At 70.8% G+C, this 16,623-nt stretch carries 18 protein-coding genes; 9 read left to right on the forward strand and 9 right to left on the reverse strand.

Features of this window, described 5'->3' with window-relative positions:
* Positions 1–16 precede the first annotated feature (16 nt).
* A complete protein-coding gene (rplI, locus tag ACSU6Z_RS14695) occupies positions 17–463 on the forward strand; it encodes a 50S ribosomal protein L9 (protein WP_437045935.1) in 447 nt (148 codons plus the stop codon).
* Between the two features lie 123 nt (positions 464–586).
* On the opposite strand, the gene ACSU6Z_RS14700 is transcribed toward rplI, so the two are convergent.
* Positions 587–1,924, reverse strand: coding sequence for an MATE family efflux transporter (locus ACSU6Z_RS14700; RefSeq protein ID WP_437045936.1), 1,338 nt, complete (start codon positions 1,922–1,924; stop codon positions 587–589).
* Positions 1,925–2,383: 459 nt separating this feature from the next.
* Here ACSU6Z_RS14700 and dnaB point away from each other — a divergent pair, with 459 nt between their 5' ends.
* The 3 genes from dnaB to ACSU6Z_RS14715 all read left to right on the forward strand — a co-directional run bounded on the left by dnaB (position 2,384) and on the right by ACSU6Z_RS14715 (position 6,132).
* Positions 2,384–3,862 (forward strand): replicative DNA helicase, encoded by a 1,479-nt coding sequence (gene dnaB / locus ACSU6Z_RS14705; RefSeq protein WP_437045938.1) that lies wholly within the window; start codon positions 2,384–2,386, stop codon positions 3,860–3,862.
* A gap of 458 nt (positions 3,863–4,320) precedes the next feature.
* Positions 4,321–4,461, forward strand: a complete 141-nt coding sequence (locus tag ACSU6Z_RS14710) for a hypothetical protein (protein WP_437045940.1) — start codon at positions 4,321–4,323, stop codon at positions 4,459–4,461.
* 285 nt (positions 4,462–4,746) lie between these two features.
* A complete protein-coding gene (locus ACSU6Z_RS14715; protein ID WP_437045941.1) occupies positions 4,747–6,132 on the forward strand; it encodes a serine hydrolase domain-containing protein in 1,386 nt (461 codons plus the stop codon).
* A 57-nt stretch (positions 6,133–6,189) separates the two neighbouring features.
* On the opposite strand, the gene ACSU6Z_RS14720 is transcribed toward ACSU6Z_RS14715, so the two are convergent.
* Together ACSU6Z_RS14720 and ACSU6Z_RS14725 are read right to left on the reverse strand one after the other, a co-directional pair.
* On the reverse strand, positions 6,190–6,642 hold the full coding sequence (locus tag ACSU6Z_RS14720) for an N-acetyltransferase family protein (RefSeq protein ID WP_437045943.1): 453 nt from the start codon (positions 6,640–6,642) through the stop codon (positions 6,190–6,192).
* A gap of 28 nt (positions 6,643–6,670) precedes the next feature.
* Positions 6,671–7,135, reverse strand: coding sequence for a MarR family winged helix-turn-helix transcriptional regulator (locus tag ACSU6Z_RS14725; protein WP_437045944.1), 465 nt, complete (start codon positions 7,133–7,135; stop codon positions 6,671–6,673).
* A 140-nt stretch (positions 7,136–7,275) separates the two neighbouring features.
* On the opposite strand from ACSU6Z_RS14725, the gene ACSU6Z_RS14730 reads away from it, so the two are divergent.
* Positions 7,276–8,490 (forward strand): MFS transporter, encoded by a 1,215-nt coding sequence (locus ACSU6Z_RS14730; protein ID WP_437045946.1) that lies wholly within the window; start codon positions 7,276–7,278, stop codon positions 8,488–8,490.
* 176 nt (positions 8,491–8,666) lie between these two features.
* Positions 8,667–9,086, forward strand: a complete 420-nt coding sequence (locus ACSU6Z_RS14735) for a GlcG/HbpS family heme-binding protein (protein WP_437045948.1) — start codon at positions 8,667–8,669, stop codon at positions 9,084–9,086.
* Between the two features lie 82 nt (positions 9,087–9,168).
* Here the strand turns inward: ACSU6Z_RS14735 and ACSU6Z_RS14740 are convergent, their stop codons facing one another.
* Entirely contained in the window at positions 9,169–10,035 is an 867-nt protein-coding gene (locus ACSU6Z_RS14740) for a GNAT family N-acetyltransferase (RefSeq protein WP_437045950.1), read from the reverse strand.
* 359 nt (positions 10,036–10,394) lie between these two features.
* Between ACSU6Z_RS14740 and ACSU6Z_RS14745 the strand changes: the two genes are divergently transcribed.
* Positions 10,395–11,612 (forward strand): globin domain-containing protein, encoded by a 1,218-nt coding sequence (locus tag ACSU6Z_RS14745; protein WP_437045952.1) that lies wholly within the window; start codon positions 10,395–10,397, stop codon positions 11,610–11,612.
* A 13-nt stretch (positions 11,613–11,625) separates the two neighbouring features.
* On the opposite strand, the gene ACSU6Z_RS14750 is transcribed toward ACSU6Z_RS14745, so the two are convergent.
* The 5 genes from ACSU6Z_RS14750 to ACSU6Z_RS14770 all read right to left on the reverse strand — a co-directional run bounded on the left by ACSU6Z_RS14750 (position 11,626) and on the right by ACSU6Z_RS14770 (position 15,439).
* Positions 11,626–12,108: an NUDIX domain-containing protein gene (locus tag ACSU6Z_RS14750; protein ID WP_437045954.1), complete on the reverse strand. Its 483-nt coding sequence runs from the start codon at positions 12,106–12,108 to the stop codon at positions 11,626–11,628.
* A gap of 146 nt (positions 12,109–12,254) precedes the next feature.
* Positions 12,255–13,160 carry a LysR family transcriptional regulator gene (locus ACSU6Z_RS14755; protein ID WP_437045955.1) on the reverse strand — a complete coding sequence of 302 codons (906 nt, stop codon included), beginning with the start codon at positions 13,158–13,160 and terminating at the stop codon, positions 12,255–12,257.
* Between the two features lie 226 nt (positions 13,161–13,386).
* On the reverse strand, positions 13,387–14,565 hold the full coding sequence (locus ACSU6Z_RS14760; RefSeq protein WP_437045957.1) for a cystathionine gamma-lyase: 1,179 nt from the start codon (positions 14,563–14,565) through the stop codon (positions 13,387–13,389).
* Positions 14,562–15,056 (reverse strand): low molecular weight protein-tyrosine-phosphatase, encoded by a 495-nt coding sequence (locus ACSU6Z_RS14765; protein WP_437045958.1) that lies wholly within the window; start codon positions 15,054–15,056, stop codon positions 14,562–14,564. The genes ACSU6Z_RS14760 and ACSU6Z_RS14765 overlap by 4 nt, the downstream gene beginning before the upstream one ends.
* Positions 15,057–15,061: 5 nt before the next feature.
* Positions 15,062–15,439, reverse strand: coding sequence for a phage holin family protein (locus tag ACSU6Z_RS14770; RefSeq protein WP_437045960.1), 378 nt, complete (start codon positions 15,437–15,439; stop codon positions 15,062–15,064).
* A 58-nt stretch (positions 15,440–15,497) separates the two neighbouring features.
* On the opposite strand from ACSU6Z_RS14770, the gene ACSU6Z_RS14775 reads away from it, so the two are divergent.
* Both ACSU6Z_RS14775 and ACSU6Z_RS14780 read left to right on the forward strand, forming a co-directional pair.
* Positions 15,498–15,815 carry a cupin domain-containing protein gene (locus ACSU6Z_RS14775; RefSeq protein ID WP_437050318.1) on the forward strand — a complete coding sequence of 106 codons (318 nt, stop codon included), beginning with the start codon at positions 15,498–15,500 and terminating at the stop codon, positions 15,813–15,815.
* 295 nt (positions 15,816–16,110) lie between these two features.
* Entirely contained in the window at positions 16,111–16,323 is a 213-nt protein-coding gene (locus tag ACSU6Z_RS14780) for a DUF5326 family protein (RefSeq protein ID WP_437045961.1), read from the forward strand.
* Positions 16,324–16,623 lie beyond the last annotated feature (300 nt).

The raw sequence follows: 16,623 nt of genomic DNA on the forward strand, positions 1-16,623 counted from the left end.
GAAGGGTGACCGACTCATGAAGATCATCCTCACCCACGAGGTCTCCGGCCTCGGTGCCGCAGGCGACGTCGTCGACGTCAAGGACGGTTACGCCCGTAACTACCTGATCCCGCGGAAGTTCGCGATCCGCTGGACCAAGGGCGGCGAGAAGGACGTCGAGCAGATCCGTCGTGCTCGCAAGATCCACGAGATCCAGACCATCGAGCAGGCCAACCAGGTGAAGGCCCAGCTCGAGGGTGTCAAGGTCCGCCTGGCCGTCCGCGCCGGCGACGCCGGTCGTCTCTTCGGTTCCGTCACCCAGGCCGACATCGCCTCGGCGATCAAGGCTGCCGGTGGCCCCGAGGTCGACAAGCGCCGCATCGAGGTGGCCGCGCCGATCAAGACCCTGGGCGCCCACGAGACGTCCGTGCGTCTGCACCCCGAGGTTGCCGCCAAGGTCGACATCGAGGTGGTCGCGGCCTGAGTGCCGCGCTCGCTGAAGCGGTGAGATGGGGCCGCACCCCCGGGTGCGGCCCCATCGTCATGCCGGTGAGGAGTACGGCTTCCGGAAGCCGCCGCCCGGAGCGTGAGGTTTCACGTGGAACGGTCAGCGGGTCGCGCCGGTGACGAGCCAACGGCCGGATCGGGTGCGTAGCCACAGCGTCAGCATCCGCACGGTCATCATCAGCGTCATGGCCGCCCAGACGGCGGTGAGCCCACCGCCGAGGACCGGTACGAGAAGCGCGACCGGTGTGAAGACCGCCAGGGTGACCAGCATGGCCCAGGCCAGGTACGGTCCGTCGCCCGCACCCATCAGGACGCCGTCCAGGACGAAGACGACGCCGCAGACCGGCTGGGACACGGCCACGATGACCAGAGCGGGCAAAGCGGCGTCCTTGACCGCGGAATCACCGGTGAAGAGGGGCAGGAACGCCGGGCGGGTGAGCACCACCAGCAGGCCCAACCCGATACCGACCGCGATCCCCCACTCCACCATCCGGCGGCAGACCTCGCGGGCTCCCCGGGAGTCCCCGGCCCCGAGGTAGCGCCCGATGATGGCCTGCCCCGCGATGGCGATGGCGTCGAGCGCGAAGGCGAGCAGGCTCCACAAGGACAGGATGATCTGGTGGGCGGCGATGTCGGCGTCACCGAGCCGGGCCGCGACGGCCGTGGCGATCATCAGGATCGCCCGCAGGGACAGCGTGCGCACCAACAGGGGTACTCCGGCCTGGGCCGAGGCCCTGATCCCGGCGGCGTCCGGCCGCAGGGACGCTCCGTGCCGACGGGCTCCGCGGACGACCACCACGAGGTAGGCCGCGGCCATGCCGCACTGGGCGATGACGGTGCCCCAGGCGGAGCCGGCGATGCCGAGACCGGCGCCGTAGACGAGTCCGGCGTTGAGGGCGGCGTTGGCGAGGAAGCCCGCGAGGGCGACGTAGAGCGGCGTCCTGGTGTCCTGCAGGCCACGGAGGACACCGGTCGAGGCCAGCACCACCAGCATGGCGGGAATGCCGAGGGCGGACACGCGCAGATAGGTGGTGGCGTACGGGGCCGCGGTGGTGGAGGCGCCGAAGAGGTCCACGAGGAACGGTGCCGTGGGCAGGACGGCGGCGATGACGGCGGCACCGAGCAGCAGCGCCAGCCAGATGCCGTCCATGCCCTGGCGGATGGCGGACCGGAGGTCGCCCGCGCCGACCCGGCGGGCGACGGCCGCCGTGGTGGCGTAGGCGAGGAAGACGAAGACGCTGACGGCGGTGGTCAGGAGGGCCGAGGCGATACCGAGCCCGGCGAGCTGGGCCGTGCCGAGATGGCCGACGATCGCGCTGTCGGCCATGACGAAGAGCGGTTCGGCGACGAGAGCGCCGAAGGCCGGGACGGCCAGAGCGACGATCTCTCGGTCGTGCTGTCGCCGGAGGGTCCGGGATCGCGCGGGGGCCTGTGTCATGCGCACCAATCTAACCGTCCACAGGTAATGGATGCAAAGGTTCTGTGACCCTTACTTATCGTCTCCCGGTGTGTGCTTCTGTGCACGGTCGGCAGCGATCTTGCCCGGATGGGGGAAGTTTTTCTTCTGCACAGCCAGTGGATGCCAAAACCGCAGGTCAAAGCGGTTTCCCCAGGGGAGGCGAGGGTTTGTTCACAGGGCTGTCCACCGGCTCGTGCACAGGTTTGGCGGAGTTCTCCACAGCATCCGGCCCGTCGTCCACATGGCCTGTGGATAACCAGATTGGCTGTGGCTGTCCGGGGCCCTACGGTGGTCCGGCGCCTGCTCTGTCCGCCGGGTCGCAAATCGTGGCAAAACCGGCGGTTGACAAGCGGAGTCGGGTGTCTCATGTGTCAGTGCCGTGCCGTAGAAAAGAGGGGCACGGCTAGGTCCGCTCCGCGGACGGGAGGAGGTGGCTCGGTGAGCATTTCCGAGCCCTTGGACGAGCCGTGGGCCGACAGCGGTCCCAGTGATCGTCTGCCCGTCTCCCGCCGGCGTGTGGACGGCTCCCGCGGCCGTGGCGAGCAGCACGACCGCGACCGGGGCGCCGGGGAGTGGGACGGCGCGGGATCGTCGTTCGAGCGCGTCCCGCCGCAGGACCTGGAGGCGGAGCAGTCGGTCCTCGGCGGCATGCTCCTGTCCAAGGACGCCATCGCCGACGTCGTGGAGATCCTCAAGGGCCGCGACTTCTACAAGCCGGCCCACGAAACGATCTTCCAGGCGATCCTCGACGTCTACGCCAAGGGCGAGCCGGCCGACCCCATCACGATCGCCGCCGAGCTGACCAAGCGAGGGGAGATCAACAAGGTGGGCGGGGCGGCGTATCTGCACACGCTCGTCCAGACCGTCCCGACGGCGGCGAACGCGGCGTACTACGCGGAGATCGTCCAGGAGCGGGCCGTCCTGCGCCGCCTGGTCGAAGCCGGAACGCGGATCACCCAGATGGGATACGCGGCCGACGACGATGTGGACGAGATCGTCAACCGTGCCCAGGCGGAGGTCTACGCCGTCACCGAGCAGCGCACGAGCGAGGACTACCTGCCGCTCGGCGACATCATGGAGGGCGCGCTCGACGAGATCGAGGCGATCGGCTCGCGCAGCGGCGAGATGACCGGCGTGCCCACGGGCTTCACCGACTTCGACTCGCTCACCAACGGCCTGCACCCGGGTCAGATGATCGTCATCGCCGCTCGTCCCGCCATGGGCAAGTCGACGCTCGCGCTGGACTTCGCGCGCGCCGCGTCGATCAAGCACAACCTGCCGAGCGTCATCTTCTCGCTGGAGATGGGGCGCAACGAGATCGCGATGCGTCTGCTGTCCGCGGAGGCCCGCGTCGCCCTGCACCACATGCGGTCCGGCACGATGACGGACGACGACTGGACGCGCCTGGCCCGCCGGATGCCGGATGTCTCCGCCGCGCCGCTGTACATCGACGACTCCCCGAACCTGTCGATGATGGAGATCCGCGCCAAGTGCCGTCGGCTCAAGCAGCGCAACGACCTCAAGCTGGTCGTGATCGACTACCTCCAGCTGATGCAGTCGGGTGGCTCCAAGCGCGCCGAGAGCCGCCAGCAGGAGGTCTCGGACATGTCCCGGAACCTCAAGCTGCTGGCCAAGGAGCTGGAGATCCCGGTCATCGCCCTCTCCCAGCTCAACCGCGGCCCCGAACAGCGCACCGACAAGAAGCCGATGGTCTCCGACCTGCGTGAGTCCGGCTCCATCGAGCAGGACGCCGACATGGTCATCCTGCTGCACCGCGAGGACGCCTACGAGAAGGAGTCGCCGCGCGCGGGCGAGGCCGACCTGATCGTCGCCAAGCACCGCAACGGTCCGACGGCGACCATCACGGTCGCCTTCCAGGGGCACTACTCGCGGTTCGTGGACATGGCCCAGACCTGAGCGGCCGCTCGTGTGGGTTCCCGCATCTCGTGTCCCCTTCTCACCGGCGGTGTCCACTGCGTTGCCGAGCGGACAGGGAAACGGGATTCACGCCGTGCGAGCGAGTGGTTCCCCTTCGCGTACGGATCCGCCCCGGTCGTCGTCCGATCTCGCGTTCGGGGCAGGACCCCGGTGTCCGGCGGCCAGGGGGGTGCCTGGGGAGACGCGGGGTTGGTGGTCCGAGGGGTACAACGGTGGCCGCGCCGTACGGCTGACCCGGGGCCGACGACTTCTGTGTCATCGAACCGGGCAACGGCTTCGTCGCGGGTGCGGATTCATCGAAGTGCCGTGGTGGTTCGCAGCGGACCGGGTGCTTCCGGAGCCGAGCGCTGGGCCGGCACTGATCTGGGACCAGGACCAGGGGACCGCGATCCGCTCACCGCACGGCGGCCCGAAGGCCGGGTGGGGAGCCGCCCCCGATGCCGAAGACGGGGAGGGAACGGCTGCGCTTCGGCCTCGCTCCACCGGACGGCGGTGACCAGTGGGCGGAGGCCGATCGGTTCGTCTCCCTCGGGGCGACGCGCATCGGCATCGGCCGAGGGGTGCCGACCGGGTGGTGATGGCCGACCCCGACGGTCACGCATTCCGTGTGCTGCCCCCGACAGGCCCCGGAGGGGAGCGGGCGCGTGAGGACAGGCTTCCGATGCGGCACGAGGGTCGGTGTCACCCCTTGGCGGGACGCCACCAGGAAATGGGCACCACGGTGGGACGAGACCCTGTGGACACCTGGGTGGGATGGAAGCGGAATCCGATGGCCGCGGCGATGCCGGGGGATGAGCCGGAGCGGAACCCGCAACCCGGAAATCGACTCGACGCGGGAGGCGCGGGCGGGTGGACTGAGGGGCATGACGTCATCTCACGAAGAGCTGCTTCCCGGAACCCGCCGGGCGCTGCTGCACCGGATCGCCGTCGCCCAGGCCGAAGGGCGTGCACCGTCGCTGGTCGCCACGGTCGTACGGGATGGGCGGGCGGTCTGGCACGGGGCGCGGACCTCGGTGGACGGGCACGGCCCGGACGAGAACGTGCAGTACCGGATCGGATCGATCACCAAGACCTTCACCGCCGTGCTGGTGCTGCGGCTGCGTGACGAGGGCCTGCTCGACCTCGGCGACCCGCTGGAGAAGCATCTGCTGGGGACGGGTGCGGGGGAGGCGACGATCGCCGAGCTGCTCGCTCACACGGGTGGTCTTGCCGCCGAGTCGCCGGCGCCGTGGTGGGAACGGACCCCCGGCACCCTGCGTCCCGAACTCGCCGACGTGGTGGGCGAGCAGCCCTTCCGGCACCCGGTCGGCCGCAGGTTCCACTACTCGAACCCCGGCTACACGCTGCTGGGCGCGCTGGTCGAGAAGGTGCGCGGTGCTCCCTGGGAGGAGGTGCTCGGGGCAGAAGTGCTCGAACCCCTGGGGCTGAACCGCACGAGCGTACGGCCGCAGGCGCCGCACGCGGGTGGCTGGGCGGTACACCCGTGGGCCGACGTCATGCTGCCCGAGCCCGCCGAGGATCTCGGACGGATGGCGCCGGCCGGCCAGCTGTGGTCGACCACCGGTGACCTGGCGCGGTTCGCCGCTTTCCTGGCGAAGGGCGACGACCGGGTGCTCGGCGCGCGGACCGTGCGGGAGATGCGGACGCCCGCGGCGCCGGCCGAGGCGGCGGATGTCGTGGACGGCGTGACCTACGGGCTGGGCCTGCAGATCCAGAGCCGGGACGGGCGGCTGCTGGTGGGGCATTCCGGCTCGCTGCCGGGCTTCCTGGCGAACCTCACGCTCAGCGTGGAAGACGACGTCGCGGCCGTGGTCCTGGCCAACTGCACCTCCGGTCCGCCGCTGTACCTGGTGGGTGCGGACCTGGTCCGCATCGTCGCCGAAGCGGAGCCACGGATCCCCGAGCCGTGGCGGCCGATGGCCGATGTCGAGACGTCCGTTCTGGAACTGGCCGGCCCGTGGTACTGGGGGACGCAGGCCTTCGCGCTCCGGCTGGCGGCCGACGGGGTGGTGTCGCTGGAGCCGCTGTCCGGAAGCGGCCGACGCTCGCGCTTTTCGCCCGAGGGCGAGGACACCTGGATCGGGCTGGAGGGCTACTACGCCGGAGAGACCTTGCGTGCCGTGCGGCGGCCGGACGGCAGTCCGAGCCATCTCGACCTGGGATCGTTCGTGTTCACCCGCCGGCCGTACGACGAGACGGCTCCGGTGCCGGGCGGGGTGGATCCCGAGGGGTGGCGGGGCATCGGCTAGCCGGCCGTGGAAGCGAGGGCGTCCTGTTCCACGTGAAACGGGGCGCCCTCGCCGCGTTCACAGGGAGAGCTTGAAGCCCACGTGTGAGGCCGTGAAACCGAGCCGCTCGTAGAAGCGGTGCGCGTCCGTGCGGCTCTTGTCGGAGGTCAGCTGCACCAAGTGGCAGTTCCGCCGCCGCGATTCGGCGATCGCCCACTCGATGAGCCGCGTCCCCAGGCCACTGCCGCGTTCGTCGGCGTGGATGCGCACGGCCTCGATGACCGAACGGAGGGCGCCGCGACGGGACAGGCCCGGGATGATCGTGAGTTGGAGCGTGCCGACGACGCGCTCCTCGCGCACGGCCACCACCAGGTGCTGGTGCGGATCAGCGCTGAGGTGTTCGAAGGCCGAGAGGTAGGGGGTCAGATCGCCGGGCGTCTCGCGCTGGGCGCCCAGGGGGTCGTCGGCGAGCATCGCGACGATGGCCGGGACGTCCTTCTCGGTCGCAGGCCGTATCTCAAGCTCCGTCATGACCGCACTGTACGCAGCGCGGGGCGGTTCAGGCGGTCACCGGTGCCTTCAACGTCTCCACGGCCCGGACCAATGGGGCGAGTTCCGGGTTCCCGGCCGCCTCGTCCAGTGCCTCACGCAGCGCGGCGTCGTTCGTCGGGCGGGCCTCCGCCAGGAGTTCGAGGCCCGCTTCGGTGACGTTCGTGTAGATGCCGCGGCGGTCGGTGGGGCAGAGGTACCGCTCCAGCAGGCCCCGGTCCTCCAGCCGGGTGACCAGACGGGTGGTGGCGCTCTGGCTCAGGACGACCGCGTCGGCGACCTGCTTCATCTGCAGGTGGCCCCCGTCCCCGTCGTGCTGCCGGCTCAGCACATCGAGCAGTGAGTACTCCCGCACGCTCAGGCCGTGCCGGGCCTGCAGCGCGCGTTCGATGTGCGCCTCGATCCTCCCGTGCAGCAGGGACAGGGCGCACCAGCCCTGGGCGAGGGCGGTGAGCGCGGGGTCTGTCGCTGTCATTGACGTTTCCTCCGTCCCGGAGTGGCTGGAATCCAGGATAGGGCAGACACGCAATAGTCTGCGGTTGCCCATAGCCCGCGTCTGCAACTATTGTGATCGCACGTAAAGCGCTCATGCAATCGTTTGGGAAGGTGTACCCCATGCCTCTCGCGCTTCTGGCCCTCGCGATCGGGGCCTTCGGGATCGGAACGACCGAATTCGTGATCATGGGCCTGTTGCCCGAGGTCGCGGGCGACTTCGGGGTCTCCATCCCCACGGCGGGCTTCCTGGTGACCGGCTACGCGCTCGGCGTGATGTTCGGCGCTCCGCTGATGACCGTGCTGGGCACCAAGATCTCGCGCAAGCGGATGCTGATGCTGCTGATGGTCCTGTTCGTCGCCGGCAACCTGCTCTCCGCCCTCGCCCCCGTCTTCGGGGTCATGCTGATCGGCCGTGTGGTCGCCTCGCTCGCCCACGGCGCGTTCTTCGGCATCGGTTCGGTCGTCGCCGCCGACCTGGTCGCGCCCGACAAGAAGGCCGGCGCGATCGCGATGATGTTCACCGGGCTGACCGTCGCCAACGTCGTCGGTGTCCCCCTCGGCACGCTCGTCGGGCAGTCCCTCGGCTGGCGTGTCACCTTCGCCCTCGTCGCCGCCCTCGGCGTGATCGGCCTGGCCGGCATCGCGAAGCTGGTCCCCGACCTGCCCAAGCCGGACGGCGTGCACCTGCGGCACGAACTGGCCGCGTTCAAGAACGTCCAGGTGCTGCTCGCCATGGCGATGACCGTCCTCGGTTTCGGCGGGGTCTTCGCCGCCATCACCTACATCGCGCCGATGATGACGCACGTCGCGGGCTTCGCCGACGCCTCCGTCACCTGGCTGCTGGTCCTCTTCGGCCTCGGCATGGTCGGCGGCAACCTGGTCGGCGGCAAGTTCGCCGACCGGGCGCTGATGCCCATGCTGTACGTCTCGCTGGGCGCCCTCGCCCTCGTCCTCGCGCTCTTCACGCTCACCGCGCACGACAAGGTCGCGGCCGCCGTGACCGTCACGCTGATCGGCGCACTCGGGTTCGCCACCGTGCCGCCGCTGCAGAAGCGCGTCCTGGACCAGGCGCACGGCGCGCCGACGCTGGCGTCGGCGGTGAACATCGGCGCCTTCAACCTCGGCAACGCGCTGGCGGCATGGCTCGGCGGCCTGGTCATCGCGGCGGGGCTCGGTTACACCGCCCCCAACTGGGTCGGTGCCGTCCTGGCCGCGGCCGCCCTGGGCCTCGCCGTTCTCTCGGCCGCCCTGGAGCGGCGTGGCAGCGGTGTCCGCAGCGCTGTCGTCACGGCTTCCGTACCCGCCGAACAGCAGCGGACCACCGTCCACCACTGAAATCACGCTCGTCACCGGCGCCGCAGGATCAGGGACGCTCCCGCGGCGCGGCCGGCGTCACCCGCAACCGCCTGCCGGCACCCCGGGACCGGGCGGGGCGCAACACGGTCCCCCGCGACCGGGCGGCGCCGCCCCGCCACCACAGACGACACCCTCCCCACCCACAAGGAGAATTCATGATCGACACCGCCGTCTCCCCGCTGACCACTCAGGACGCCGAAGCCCTCGTCGCCGCGGCCCGTCGCGCCGCCGAGGCGGCCGGGGTCATGGTCAGCGTGACCGTCCTGGACGCGGGCGGCCATCTGCTGGCCTTCCGACGTGACGACCGGGCCGTGCTGATCTCCGGTGAGACCAGCACCCGCAAGGCGTACACGGCACTCCAGTTGAACGCCCCCACCGCCGACCTCGTCGACGCCGTGCAGCCCGGGGGCCTCTTCCACACCCTGCCCACCGCACTCGACCGGCCGTTGCTGTTCATCGCGGGCGGTGTGCCGGTCCACCGTGACGGCCGGCTCATCGGTGCGATCGGGGTCGGTGGAGGCGCTCCCGAACAGGACCACGCCTTCGCCACGGCCGCCGTCGAGGCCCTCGCCTGACGCACCGGCGCATCCGCCGGCTCCGGGGTGCTCCGGGAGCCGGCGTCGCCGTATTCCGGCTGGCCCGCCTGCGCGAAGCGCGTCAGCCCGCCGCCACCGTCACCGGAGCGAACCGCCGGCTCCAGTCACCGGGCAGCTCGGTGATCCCGTACGCCATCACCGCGTGGGAGGCGACGGACGCCAGTCCCCGTTCCTTCACCCACGTGAGCAGCTCGGTGTGCCGTACGTCGATGTCGGTGCGCAGCGGACGGTCGGTGTGTGCGGCGATCGAGACGAGCAGCGCCTTCGCGGTCTCCGTGTCACGGGCGATCAGCGGGCCCACCACATGGGTGTCCATGTTCGGCCAGGCCGCCGCGTACCCGATGAGCCGGCCGTCCTCCTCGGCGACGCGCAATTGATCGGCGAAGGCGGGCAGCCGGGTGAGGATGTGGGTGCGATCGGCACCGAACACTTCCTCGTCGAGTCGGAGCATGGCGCCCAGGTCCTCCGCGGTGGCGGCCCGCGTCGCGATCCGCGGTGAGTCCCCGGACGGCACGAGGTTCCCCCGCACCATCTCCGCCCGCCCGATGACCTTGAAGCCGAGCTCTTCGTAGAGCGGGCGGCCGTGCGGGGTCGCGTGCAGGATCACCGGGGTGGTGTCCATGGCCGAGAGCACGTGCCGCATCAGCCGTCGCCCCACACCCCGACGAGAGTGCCGCTCGGCGACCAGCACCATGCCGATGGCCGCGAGGGCGGGTCGTTCGTGGGGTCCGTACAGGGTGACGACGCATGCGGCGGCGAGTCCGCCGTCGGGGTCGTCGATGCCGTACCCCCTCCCGGCGGTGAGGAGGAAGCCCCACTTGTGTTCTTCGCGCGGCCACCCCCGGTTCTCGGACAGGTCGGCGCAGGCGGTGCGGTCCCGCAGGGTCAGGCGACGGATGGGCAGAGCGGTGAGGGAAGGAGTCGGCACGCAGGTCAGGCTGTCCGACAGGGCCCCCCGGCGTCCACCTGTTTCGGCTGACACGCACAAGCTTTTGGTCATGTCGTGAGACGCGGGCCGGGGAGGGGGCGGGTGCGGCGTTTCACGTGAAACATCGGATCGCGAAAGCCCCCCGGGACACCGCAGCCCAACGGACGGGGGACCGGCGAAGCGTTCTCGGACAGGTGATCGATACGGCCTCCGTGCGGTGACGTGCTCGGGTGTCACCGGGCGGAAGCCGGGAAGCGGCCCCTCCGGGCGGGAACGATCCGCCCGCGGGAACGCAAGCATCTTCCGGCCACGTTGGAACTGCGCAGACCGACCGAGAGATGTTCGAGGCGAGGCAGACCATGGACGCTCCGACCGCCACGTCGGCCGACAACGGCAGCCCCCGCAGCGGGAGCGGCTGGTTCGCGCCCGAGCGGAAGCCGGTGACGGAGAGGGGCGCCGCGGAACCGTCCCCGGACGCACGCCTCGTCCGCCGGACCCTGGCGGAGATCGCTCCCCGGGCCGACACGGTCACGTCGTACTTCTACGCCCTGCTCTTCGTCCGCCATCCCGAACTGCGGCCGCTGTTCCCCGTCGCGATGGACGCACAGCGGGACCGGTTGTTCAAAGCGCTGCTCACGGCGGCCGAGCACATCGACGACACGGAGGCACTGACCGCCTATCTGCGGCAGCTGGGCCGCGACCACCGCAAGTACGGCACCCGGGCCGAGCACTACCCGGCCCTCGGGGAATGCCTGATCGATGCGCTGAGCCGGCATGCGGCGGACGTCTGGAACGCGGACACGGAGGCGGCCTGGGTCCGGGCGTACACGACGATCTCCCAGACGATGATCGACGCGGCGGCTGCGGACGCCTCACGCGCACCGTCCTGCTGGCACGCCGAGATCGTCCTGCACGAGCTGAGAACATCGGACGTCGCGGTCATCACCGTCCGGCCCGACCAGCCCTACCCCTTCCTCGCCGGTCAGTACACGAGCCTGGAGACGCCGTGGTGGCCCCGGGTCTGGCGGCACTACTCCTTCGCGTCGGCGCCCCGTTCCGACGGGTTGCTGTCGTTCCATGTGAAGGCGGTGCCCGCCGGGTGGGTGTCCAACGCGCTGGTGCACCGTGCCCGCCCCGGTGACATCATCCGTCTCGGCCCCGCGGTCGGCTCGATGACCGTGGACCACACCACGGACACCGGGCTGCTCTGTCTGGGCGGCGGTACCGGCATAGCCCCCATCAAGGCGCTCGTCGAGGATGTCGCCGAGCACGGTGTGCGGCGGCCGGTCGAGGTCTTCTACGGCGCGCGGACCGAACCGGGCCTGTACGACATCGACACGATGCTCCGGTTGCGCCGGGACCACCCGTGGCTGTCGGTCCGCGCGGTCGTCGACCGGCAGACCCACCGGCGCTTGCCCGACGCGATACGGGAGTACGGACCGTGGAACGGTTATGACGCCTATCTGTCGGGTCCGCCCGGCATGGTGCGCAAGGGGGTGGACGCCGTACGGAACGCAGGCATCTCCCTGGAGCGCATACGGCACGACGCGGTGGACGGCCTCGTCCCCAGGCGCTGACGGAGCGAGGTCCTCAGCCCAGGTCGTGGGCGTGCAGAGCGCGCACGCCCTCGATGTTGCCGTCCAGATAGTGCCGCAATGACAGCGGTACGAGGTGGACGGACGCGATCCCGACCCGGGTGAACGGCACCCGGACGATCTCGTACTCGCCGGCGGGCCGGTCGACCTCGGGACCGTGCCGCAGGGAGGGGTCCATGGATTCCAGACGGCAGACGAAGAAGTGCTGCACCTTCACGCCGGTGGTGCCGCCGTCGTCGCCGATGTGCTCCACGGTGTCCACGAAACAGGGGACCACATCCGTGATCTTGGCGCCGAGCTCCTCGTGCACCTCACGGTGCAGGGCGTCGACGACGGTCGGGTCGCCCGGTTCGACCCCACCGCCCGGAGTGACCCAGTAGGGGTCCACACCGGGCTTGGTGCGCTTGATGAGGATCAGGTCGTCACCGTCCAGGAGAACGGCGCGGGCGGTGCGCTTGACCACGGGTCGGACGGTCATGGGAGAAATGTCGCCCGGTTGGTTCCACGTGAAACATCGCGCCACGCCACGCCACGCCACGACACGGGCCCCCGCATGCCTCCCCGGCCGACGCCTGTCTCCGGTCGACGCCCGCCCCAGCCGATGCCCGGCCCGGTGGAACCGGCTCAGTTCCATGCGGCCGCCGCGCGCAGGAGTCCCTCGTGAGCCCGTGCGATGTGCGGCATCGCGAGTGTGCCCGTGCGGACCACGAGGAAGTACGTGCGCAGCGGGGGCACCGCCGGATGGTGCAGAGCGACGACCTCACCGCGCTCCAAGGCGTCCGCACACAGGTAGCGGGGCAGCACCGCGAGTCCGGCCCCGGCGGCCGTGCACGCCAGTACGGCCCGCAGGTCGGGGACGACAACGGTGCCCGGCGCGGCCGGGCGGGCGTCGAAGACGGACGCCCAGTAGCGGGAGACGAACGGCAACGAGTCGTGCACCTCGACCACGGGAACGTGGTCCAGGGCGGGAGCGCCGTTGCGGTCCAGCTTTCCGGTGCCGATCTGCTCGGCCCAGCGCGGGGCCGCGACCAGGACGTGCTCCTCGTCGCAGAGCGCGGTCGCCGTGAGCAGACCACCGCGCGGCCGGGCCGTGCTGACGGCCAGATCGTGGTGTCCGGCGGCCAGCCCGTCCAGGACCTCCTCGGCGTTCCCGAACGAGGCACGCAGGGCGAAGCCCCGTCCGTCGTCGTCGGCCGGCCCGATGAGCGCGGGCATCACCCGCTCGGCGGTGAACTCGGGGGGTCCGGCGAGGTGCAGCGTCCGTAAGGAGGAGGTGTCGTCCAGTCCGGTCTCGACGATCTCCACCAGGGCATCGAGATGCGGGGCGGCTTTGTGGGCGAGTTCGTCCCCCACGGTCGTCGGCGTCACGCCGCGGGCCCGCCGCAGGAACAGGGGGCGTCCCAGTTGCCGCTCCAGTGTGCGGATCTGCGAGGTGACGGCCGGCTGGGACAGGCCGAGCAAGGCGGCGGCGCGGGTGAAGGAACCGGCCCGGTGCACGGTCACGAAGGTGCGCAGCAAGGCCAGATCCACGTGACGGCCTCCCCCTCGTGTCGACTGCTCCCGGCCCCGCCCAACTATAAATATGTCGATAGGTCTCTGTCGCTACCGTGATTGGACACTGACACAGGGTCAACTAGCCTTGTTGGGGCGGTTCTTCGCGCGCGGAACCGGGGACGGTCCGAGCCACGAGGGGGGAGGCTCGGACCGTCCGTCGCAGCGGCGGAGGGCGTTGCGGCCGGGGCGGACGGGCAACCGGTCAGCCGGCGGACTCGTCCAGTGCCCGCATCAGGTCCGCGATCAGGTCCTCGGGATCCTCGGCACCCACCGAGAGGCGGACGAAGCCCTCCGGCACCGCGTCGCCGCCCCAGCGTCCGCGCCGCTCGGCCGTGGAACGCACTCCGCCGAAGCTCGTCGCGTCGTCCACGAGCCGCAGCGCGTCGAGAAAACGATCGGCACGCGCGCGCGTGGGGAGCGTGAAGGAGACGACGCACCCGTAGCGCCGCATCTGCCGCGAGGCGATCTCGTGCGAGGGGTCGTCGGGCAACCCCGGGTACCGCAGTCCGGAGACCTCGGGCCGCTTCCCGAGTGCCTCGGCGACCCGGAGCGCGGTGGCGTCCTGCCGGTCGGCCCGCAGGTGGAGGGTGGCGATCGACCGGTGCGCCAGCCAGGCCTCCATCGGCCCGGGGATCGCGCCGACGATCTTGCGCCAGCGCCGTACGGCGGCCATCGCCTCGGCGTTCCGGCCGGTGACGTACCCGAGGAGGACGTCGCCGTGTCCGGTGAGCTGCTTGGTGCCGCTGGCCACGGAGAAGTCGGCGCCGAGCTCCAGCGGGCGCTGCCCGAGCGGGGTCGCGAGCGTGTTGTCGACGGCGACGAGGGCGCCTCGCGCGTGAGCCGCCTCGGCGAGCCGCCGGACGTCGCACACGTCGAGACCGGGGTTCGACGGGGTCTCGATCCACAGCAGCTTCGCGCCGTCCAGGACGTCGAGCTGGGCATCGCCGCCGGTCGGGGCGGTGCGCACCTCGACGCCGTACGCCTCCAGCTGCGCGCGCACCAGCGGCAGCACCTGGTAACCGTCGCTGGGCAGGACGACCACGTCCCCGGCGCGCACCTGCGAGAAGAGCACCGACGAGATCGCGGCCATGCCCGAGGCGAACACGAGCGTCTCGACGTCGCCCCGCCCGGGCGCCTCCAGTTCCCCGATGGCCCGTTCCAGCAGGGTCCACGTCGGGTTCTCGTCACGGCCGTAGGTGTACGGGCCCGTGGGATCGCCCGGCAGGTGGAAGTGCGCGGCGAACACGGGGCCGGGCAGGGTCGGCTCGTGCTTCACCGGCTCGGGCAGCCCGGCCCGCACCGCGCGCGTGCCGTCGCCGTCCGACGTCCGGAAGCCGTGTTCCCGCCCGCCGTCCCCGCCGCCCATAGCGGAATCATTCATGCCGCCCGTCCTTCCACTCGTTCGCGTACCGCGGCGAGCAGGCCGGTGCTCGCCGCCTCCACCATCTCAAGACACTCCGCGAAGCCGTCCACGCCCCCGTAGTACGGGTCGGGCACGTCGAGGTCGCCGTCGTGGACCGCGGGGTCGTACGAGCGCAGCAGCCGCACCTTGGCCGCGTCCTGCTCGGTGGGCGCGAGGCGGCGCAGGGCCTCGAGGTGGCCGGTGTCGAGGGCGATGACCAGGTCCAGGCGGGAGAACCAGGACGGCCGGAACTGCCGGGCCGTGTGGTCGAGGTCGTAGGCGTTGTCCGCCAGGACGGCCAGGGTGCGCGGGTCGGCGCCCTCCCCCTCGTGCCAGCCGCCGGTACCGGCGCTGTCCACCTCGACCAGGTCCTCCAGTCCGGCCTCCGCCACGCGCGCGCGGAAGACCGCCTCGGCCATCGGGGAGCGGCAGATGTTGCCGGTGCACACGAAACAGACGCGGTAGGTCATCGGTTTCAGTCCTTGTCGGGGAGGACCACGTTCAGGGCCCAGGAGACGATCGAGACGACCAGGCCGCCCAGGACGGCGGTCCAGAACCCCTCCACGTGGAAGCTCAGGTCCAGCCTGCCGGCCAGCCACGAGGTGAGCAGCAGCATGAGCGCGTTCACCACCAGTGTGAACAGCCCGAGCGTCAAGACGAACAAGGGGAGGGTCAGCACCCTCACGACCGGCTTGACCAGAAGGTTGACCAGCCCGAAGACAAGGGCGACGAGGACCAGGGTCCCGGCCTGCCTGCCCGTGCTGTCGCCGGTCAGCGTGATCTTGTCCAGCAGCCAGACGGCGACCGCCAGAGCGCCCGCGTTGGCGATCGTCTTGACTAGGAAATTCATCATGTGTCTGATCGTGGCAGACGTGAACGGACCCGAACGTGAGACAGGGGCGGACGAGGCGATGAAGGCATTCCGGCTGGACGAACTGGAGGCGGAGCGCGCCGCCAACGACGGGGCGTACCTGCAGTTCCTGCGGGAGCGGAACATGTCGGTCGGCCTGTACGCCCTCGACGCGGGGGAGTCCGACCCGCAGAAGCCGCACGACCAGGACGAGGTGTACTTCGTCGTCAGCGGCCGCGCCTCGATCACCGTCGGCATGGAGACCACCCAGGTCGCCCGCGGCAGCGTGGTCTACGTGCCGGCCGGGGTCGCCCACAAGTTCCACCACATCAGCGAGGACCTGCGGGTGCTGGTGGTGTTCTCCCCGCCCGAGGGCTGAGCCGCCGCCTCCGGGGTCCCTCGTCCCCGGATTCCCTAGGGGGCCGGTCAGGGGAGGACAAGGGATGCGAGGCCCCGACCGGACCCTCCGCGGCCCTAGCATCGACTCCAGAGCAGCGGGAGACCGCCGGATCGGCCTCCCGGGCACCCCGGCAGGCCGCGGCGTCGGCGAGCGGGCACAGGAGCCCCGGGAAACCGGAGCGCTTCTTTCCGGGAAAACCGAAAACCCGGCGGAACCGGGAAACCGAGAAGGTCGACCCGGTGCGCCGGCGGTCGGAGAGATGAGGACGAGGGCTATGCGAGAGATCTTTGCGGAACTGCCGTGGTGGGTGAAGTGGATCGCGGTGCCGGTCATCGCCCTGGTCGTGTTCGGTGGGCTGATAGCCAGTGTGGTCGGTTTCCTGGTCGGCCTGCTCTTCAAGGCGCTGGTCTTCGTCGCGCTGGTCGGTGGTCTGATCTACATGGTGCGGAAGTTCACCTCGCGTTCGTCGTCCCGCGGTGACTGGTGAGAGTCGTGAGACACCGGTGAGTGGTAACGGGGATCACCGGTTCCCTCGTGCGGGGGAGGTTTCCCGGACAGGCGGTCTGCGGGCGGGAGCGGACGGTTAGAGTCCGGAAACCTCACGCGGGGGAGACCCCGCGAGCGGAGTACACCTCCACCCGTGTCTCCTCGCACGGGAGCCCCCTCGCGCTCCGGGAGTGACCCTTGGCCTCGGCTGACACCCCACCCGCCCCACCGCACACCTCTCCCGTGCCGTCCAGGCCGGCCTCCGCACCACCCCGTGCGACATCGCCCTCCGCGGGCCGCG

Origin of the sequence: Streptomyces sp. enrichment culture (assembly GCF_964273145.1) — a bacterium.
Taxonomy (GTDB): domain Bacteria; phylum Actinomycetota; class Actinomycetes; order Streptomycetales; family Streptomycetaceae; genus Streptomyces.

Coding starts and splice junctions, on each gene's coding strand:
- ACSU6Z_RS14710 (WP_437045940.1), top strand. CDS start 4,321: ATGCCGAAGACGGGGAGGGAACGGCTGCGCTTCGGCCTCGCTCCACCG.
- ACSU6Z_RS14730 (WP_437045946.1), top strand. CDS start 7,276: ATGCCTCTCGCGCTTCTGGCCCTCGCGATCGGGGCCTTCGGGATCGGA.
- ACSU6Z_RS14745 (WP_437045952.1), top strand. CDS start 10,395: ATGGACGCTCCGACCGCCACGTCGGCCGACAACGGCAGCCCCCGCAGC.
- ACSU6Z_RS14760 (WP_437045957.1), bottom strand. CDS start 14,565: ATGAATGATTCCGCTATGGGCGGCGGGGACGGCGGGCGGGAACACGGC.
- ACSU6Z_RS14700 (WP_437045936.1), bottom strand. CDS start 1,924: ATGACACAGGCCCCCGCGCGATCCCGGACCCTCCGGCGACAGCACGAC.
- rplI (WP_437045935.1), top strand. CDS start 17: ATGAAGATCATCCTCACCCACGAGGTCTCCGGCCTCGGTGCCGCAGGC.
- ACSU6Z_RS14765 (WP_437045958.1), bottom strand. CDS start 15,056: ATGACCTACCGCGTCTGTTTCGTGTGCACCGGCAACATCTGCCGCTCC.
- ACSU6Z_RS14735 (WP_437045948.1), top strand. CDS start 8,667: ATGATCGACACCGCCGTCTCCCCGCTGACCACTCAGGACGCCGAAGCC.
- ACSU6Z_RS14725 (WP_437045944.1), bottom strand. CDS start 7,135: ATGACAGCGACAGACCCCGCGCTCACCGCCCTCGCCCAGGGCTGGTGC.
- ACSU6Z_RS14775 (WP_437050318.1), top strand. CDS start 15,498: ATGAAGGCATTCCGGCTGGACGAACTGGAGGCGGAGCGCGCCGCCAAC.
- ACSU6Z_RS14750 (WP_437045954.1), bottom strand. CDS start 12,108: ATGACCGTCCGACCCGTGGTCAAGCGCACCGCCCGCGCCGTTCTCCTG.
- ACSU6Z_RS14715 (WP_437045941.1), top strand. CDS start 4,747: ATGACGTCATCTCACGAAGAGCTGCTTCCCGGAACCCGCCGGGCGCTG.
- ACSU6Z_RS14780 (WP_437045961.1), top strand. CDS start 16,111: ATGCGAGAGATCTTTGCGGAACTGCCGTGGTGGGTGAAGTGGATCGCG.
- ACSU6Z_RS14720 (WP_437045943.1), bottom strand. CDS start 6,642: ATGACGGAGCTTGAGATACGGCCTGCGACCGAGAAGGACGTCCCGGCC.
- ACSU6Z_RS14770 (WP_437045960.1), bottom strand. CDS start 15,439: ATGATGAATTTCCTAGTCAAGACGATCGCCAACGCGGGCGCTCTGGCG.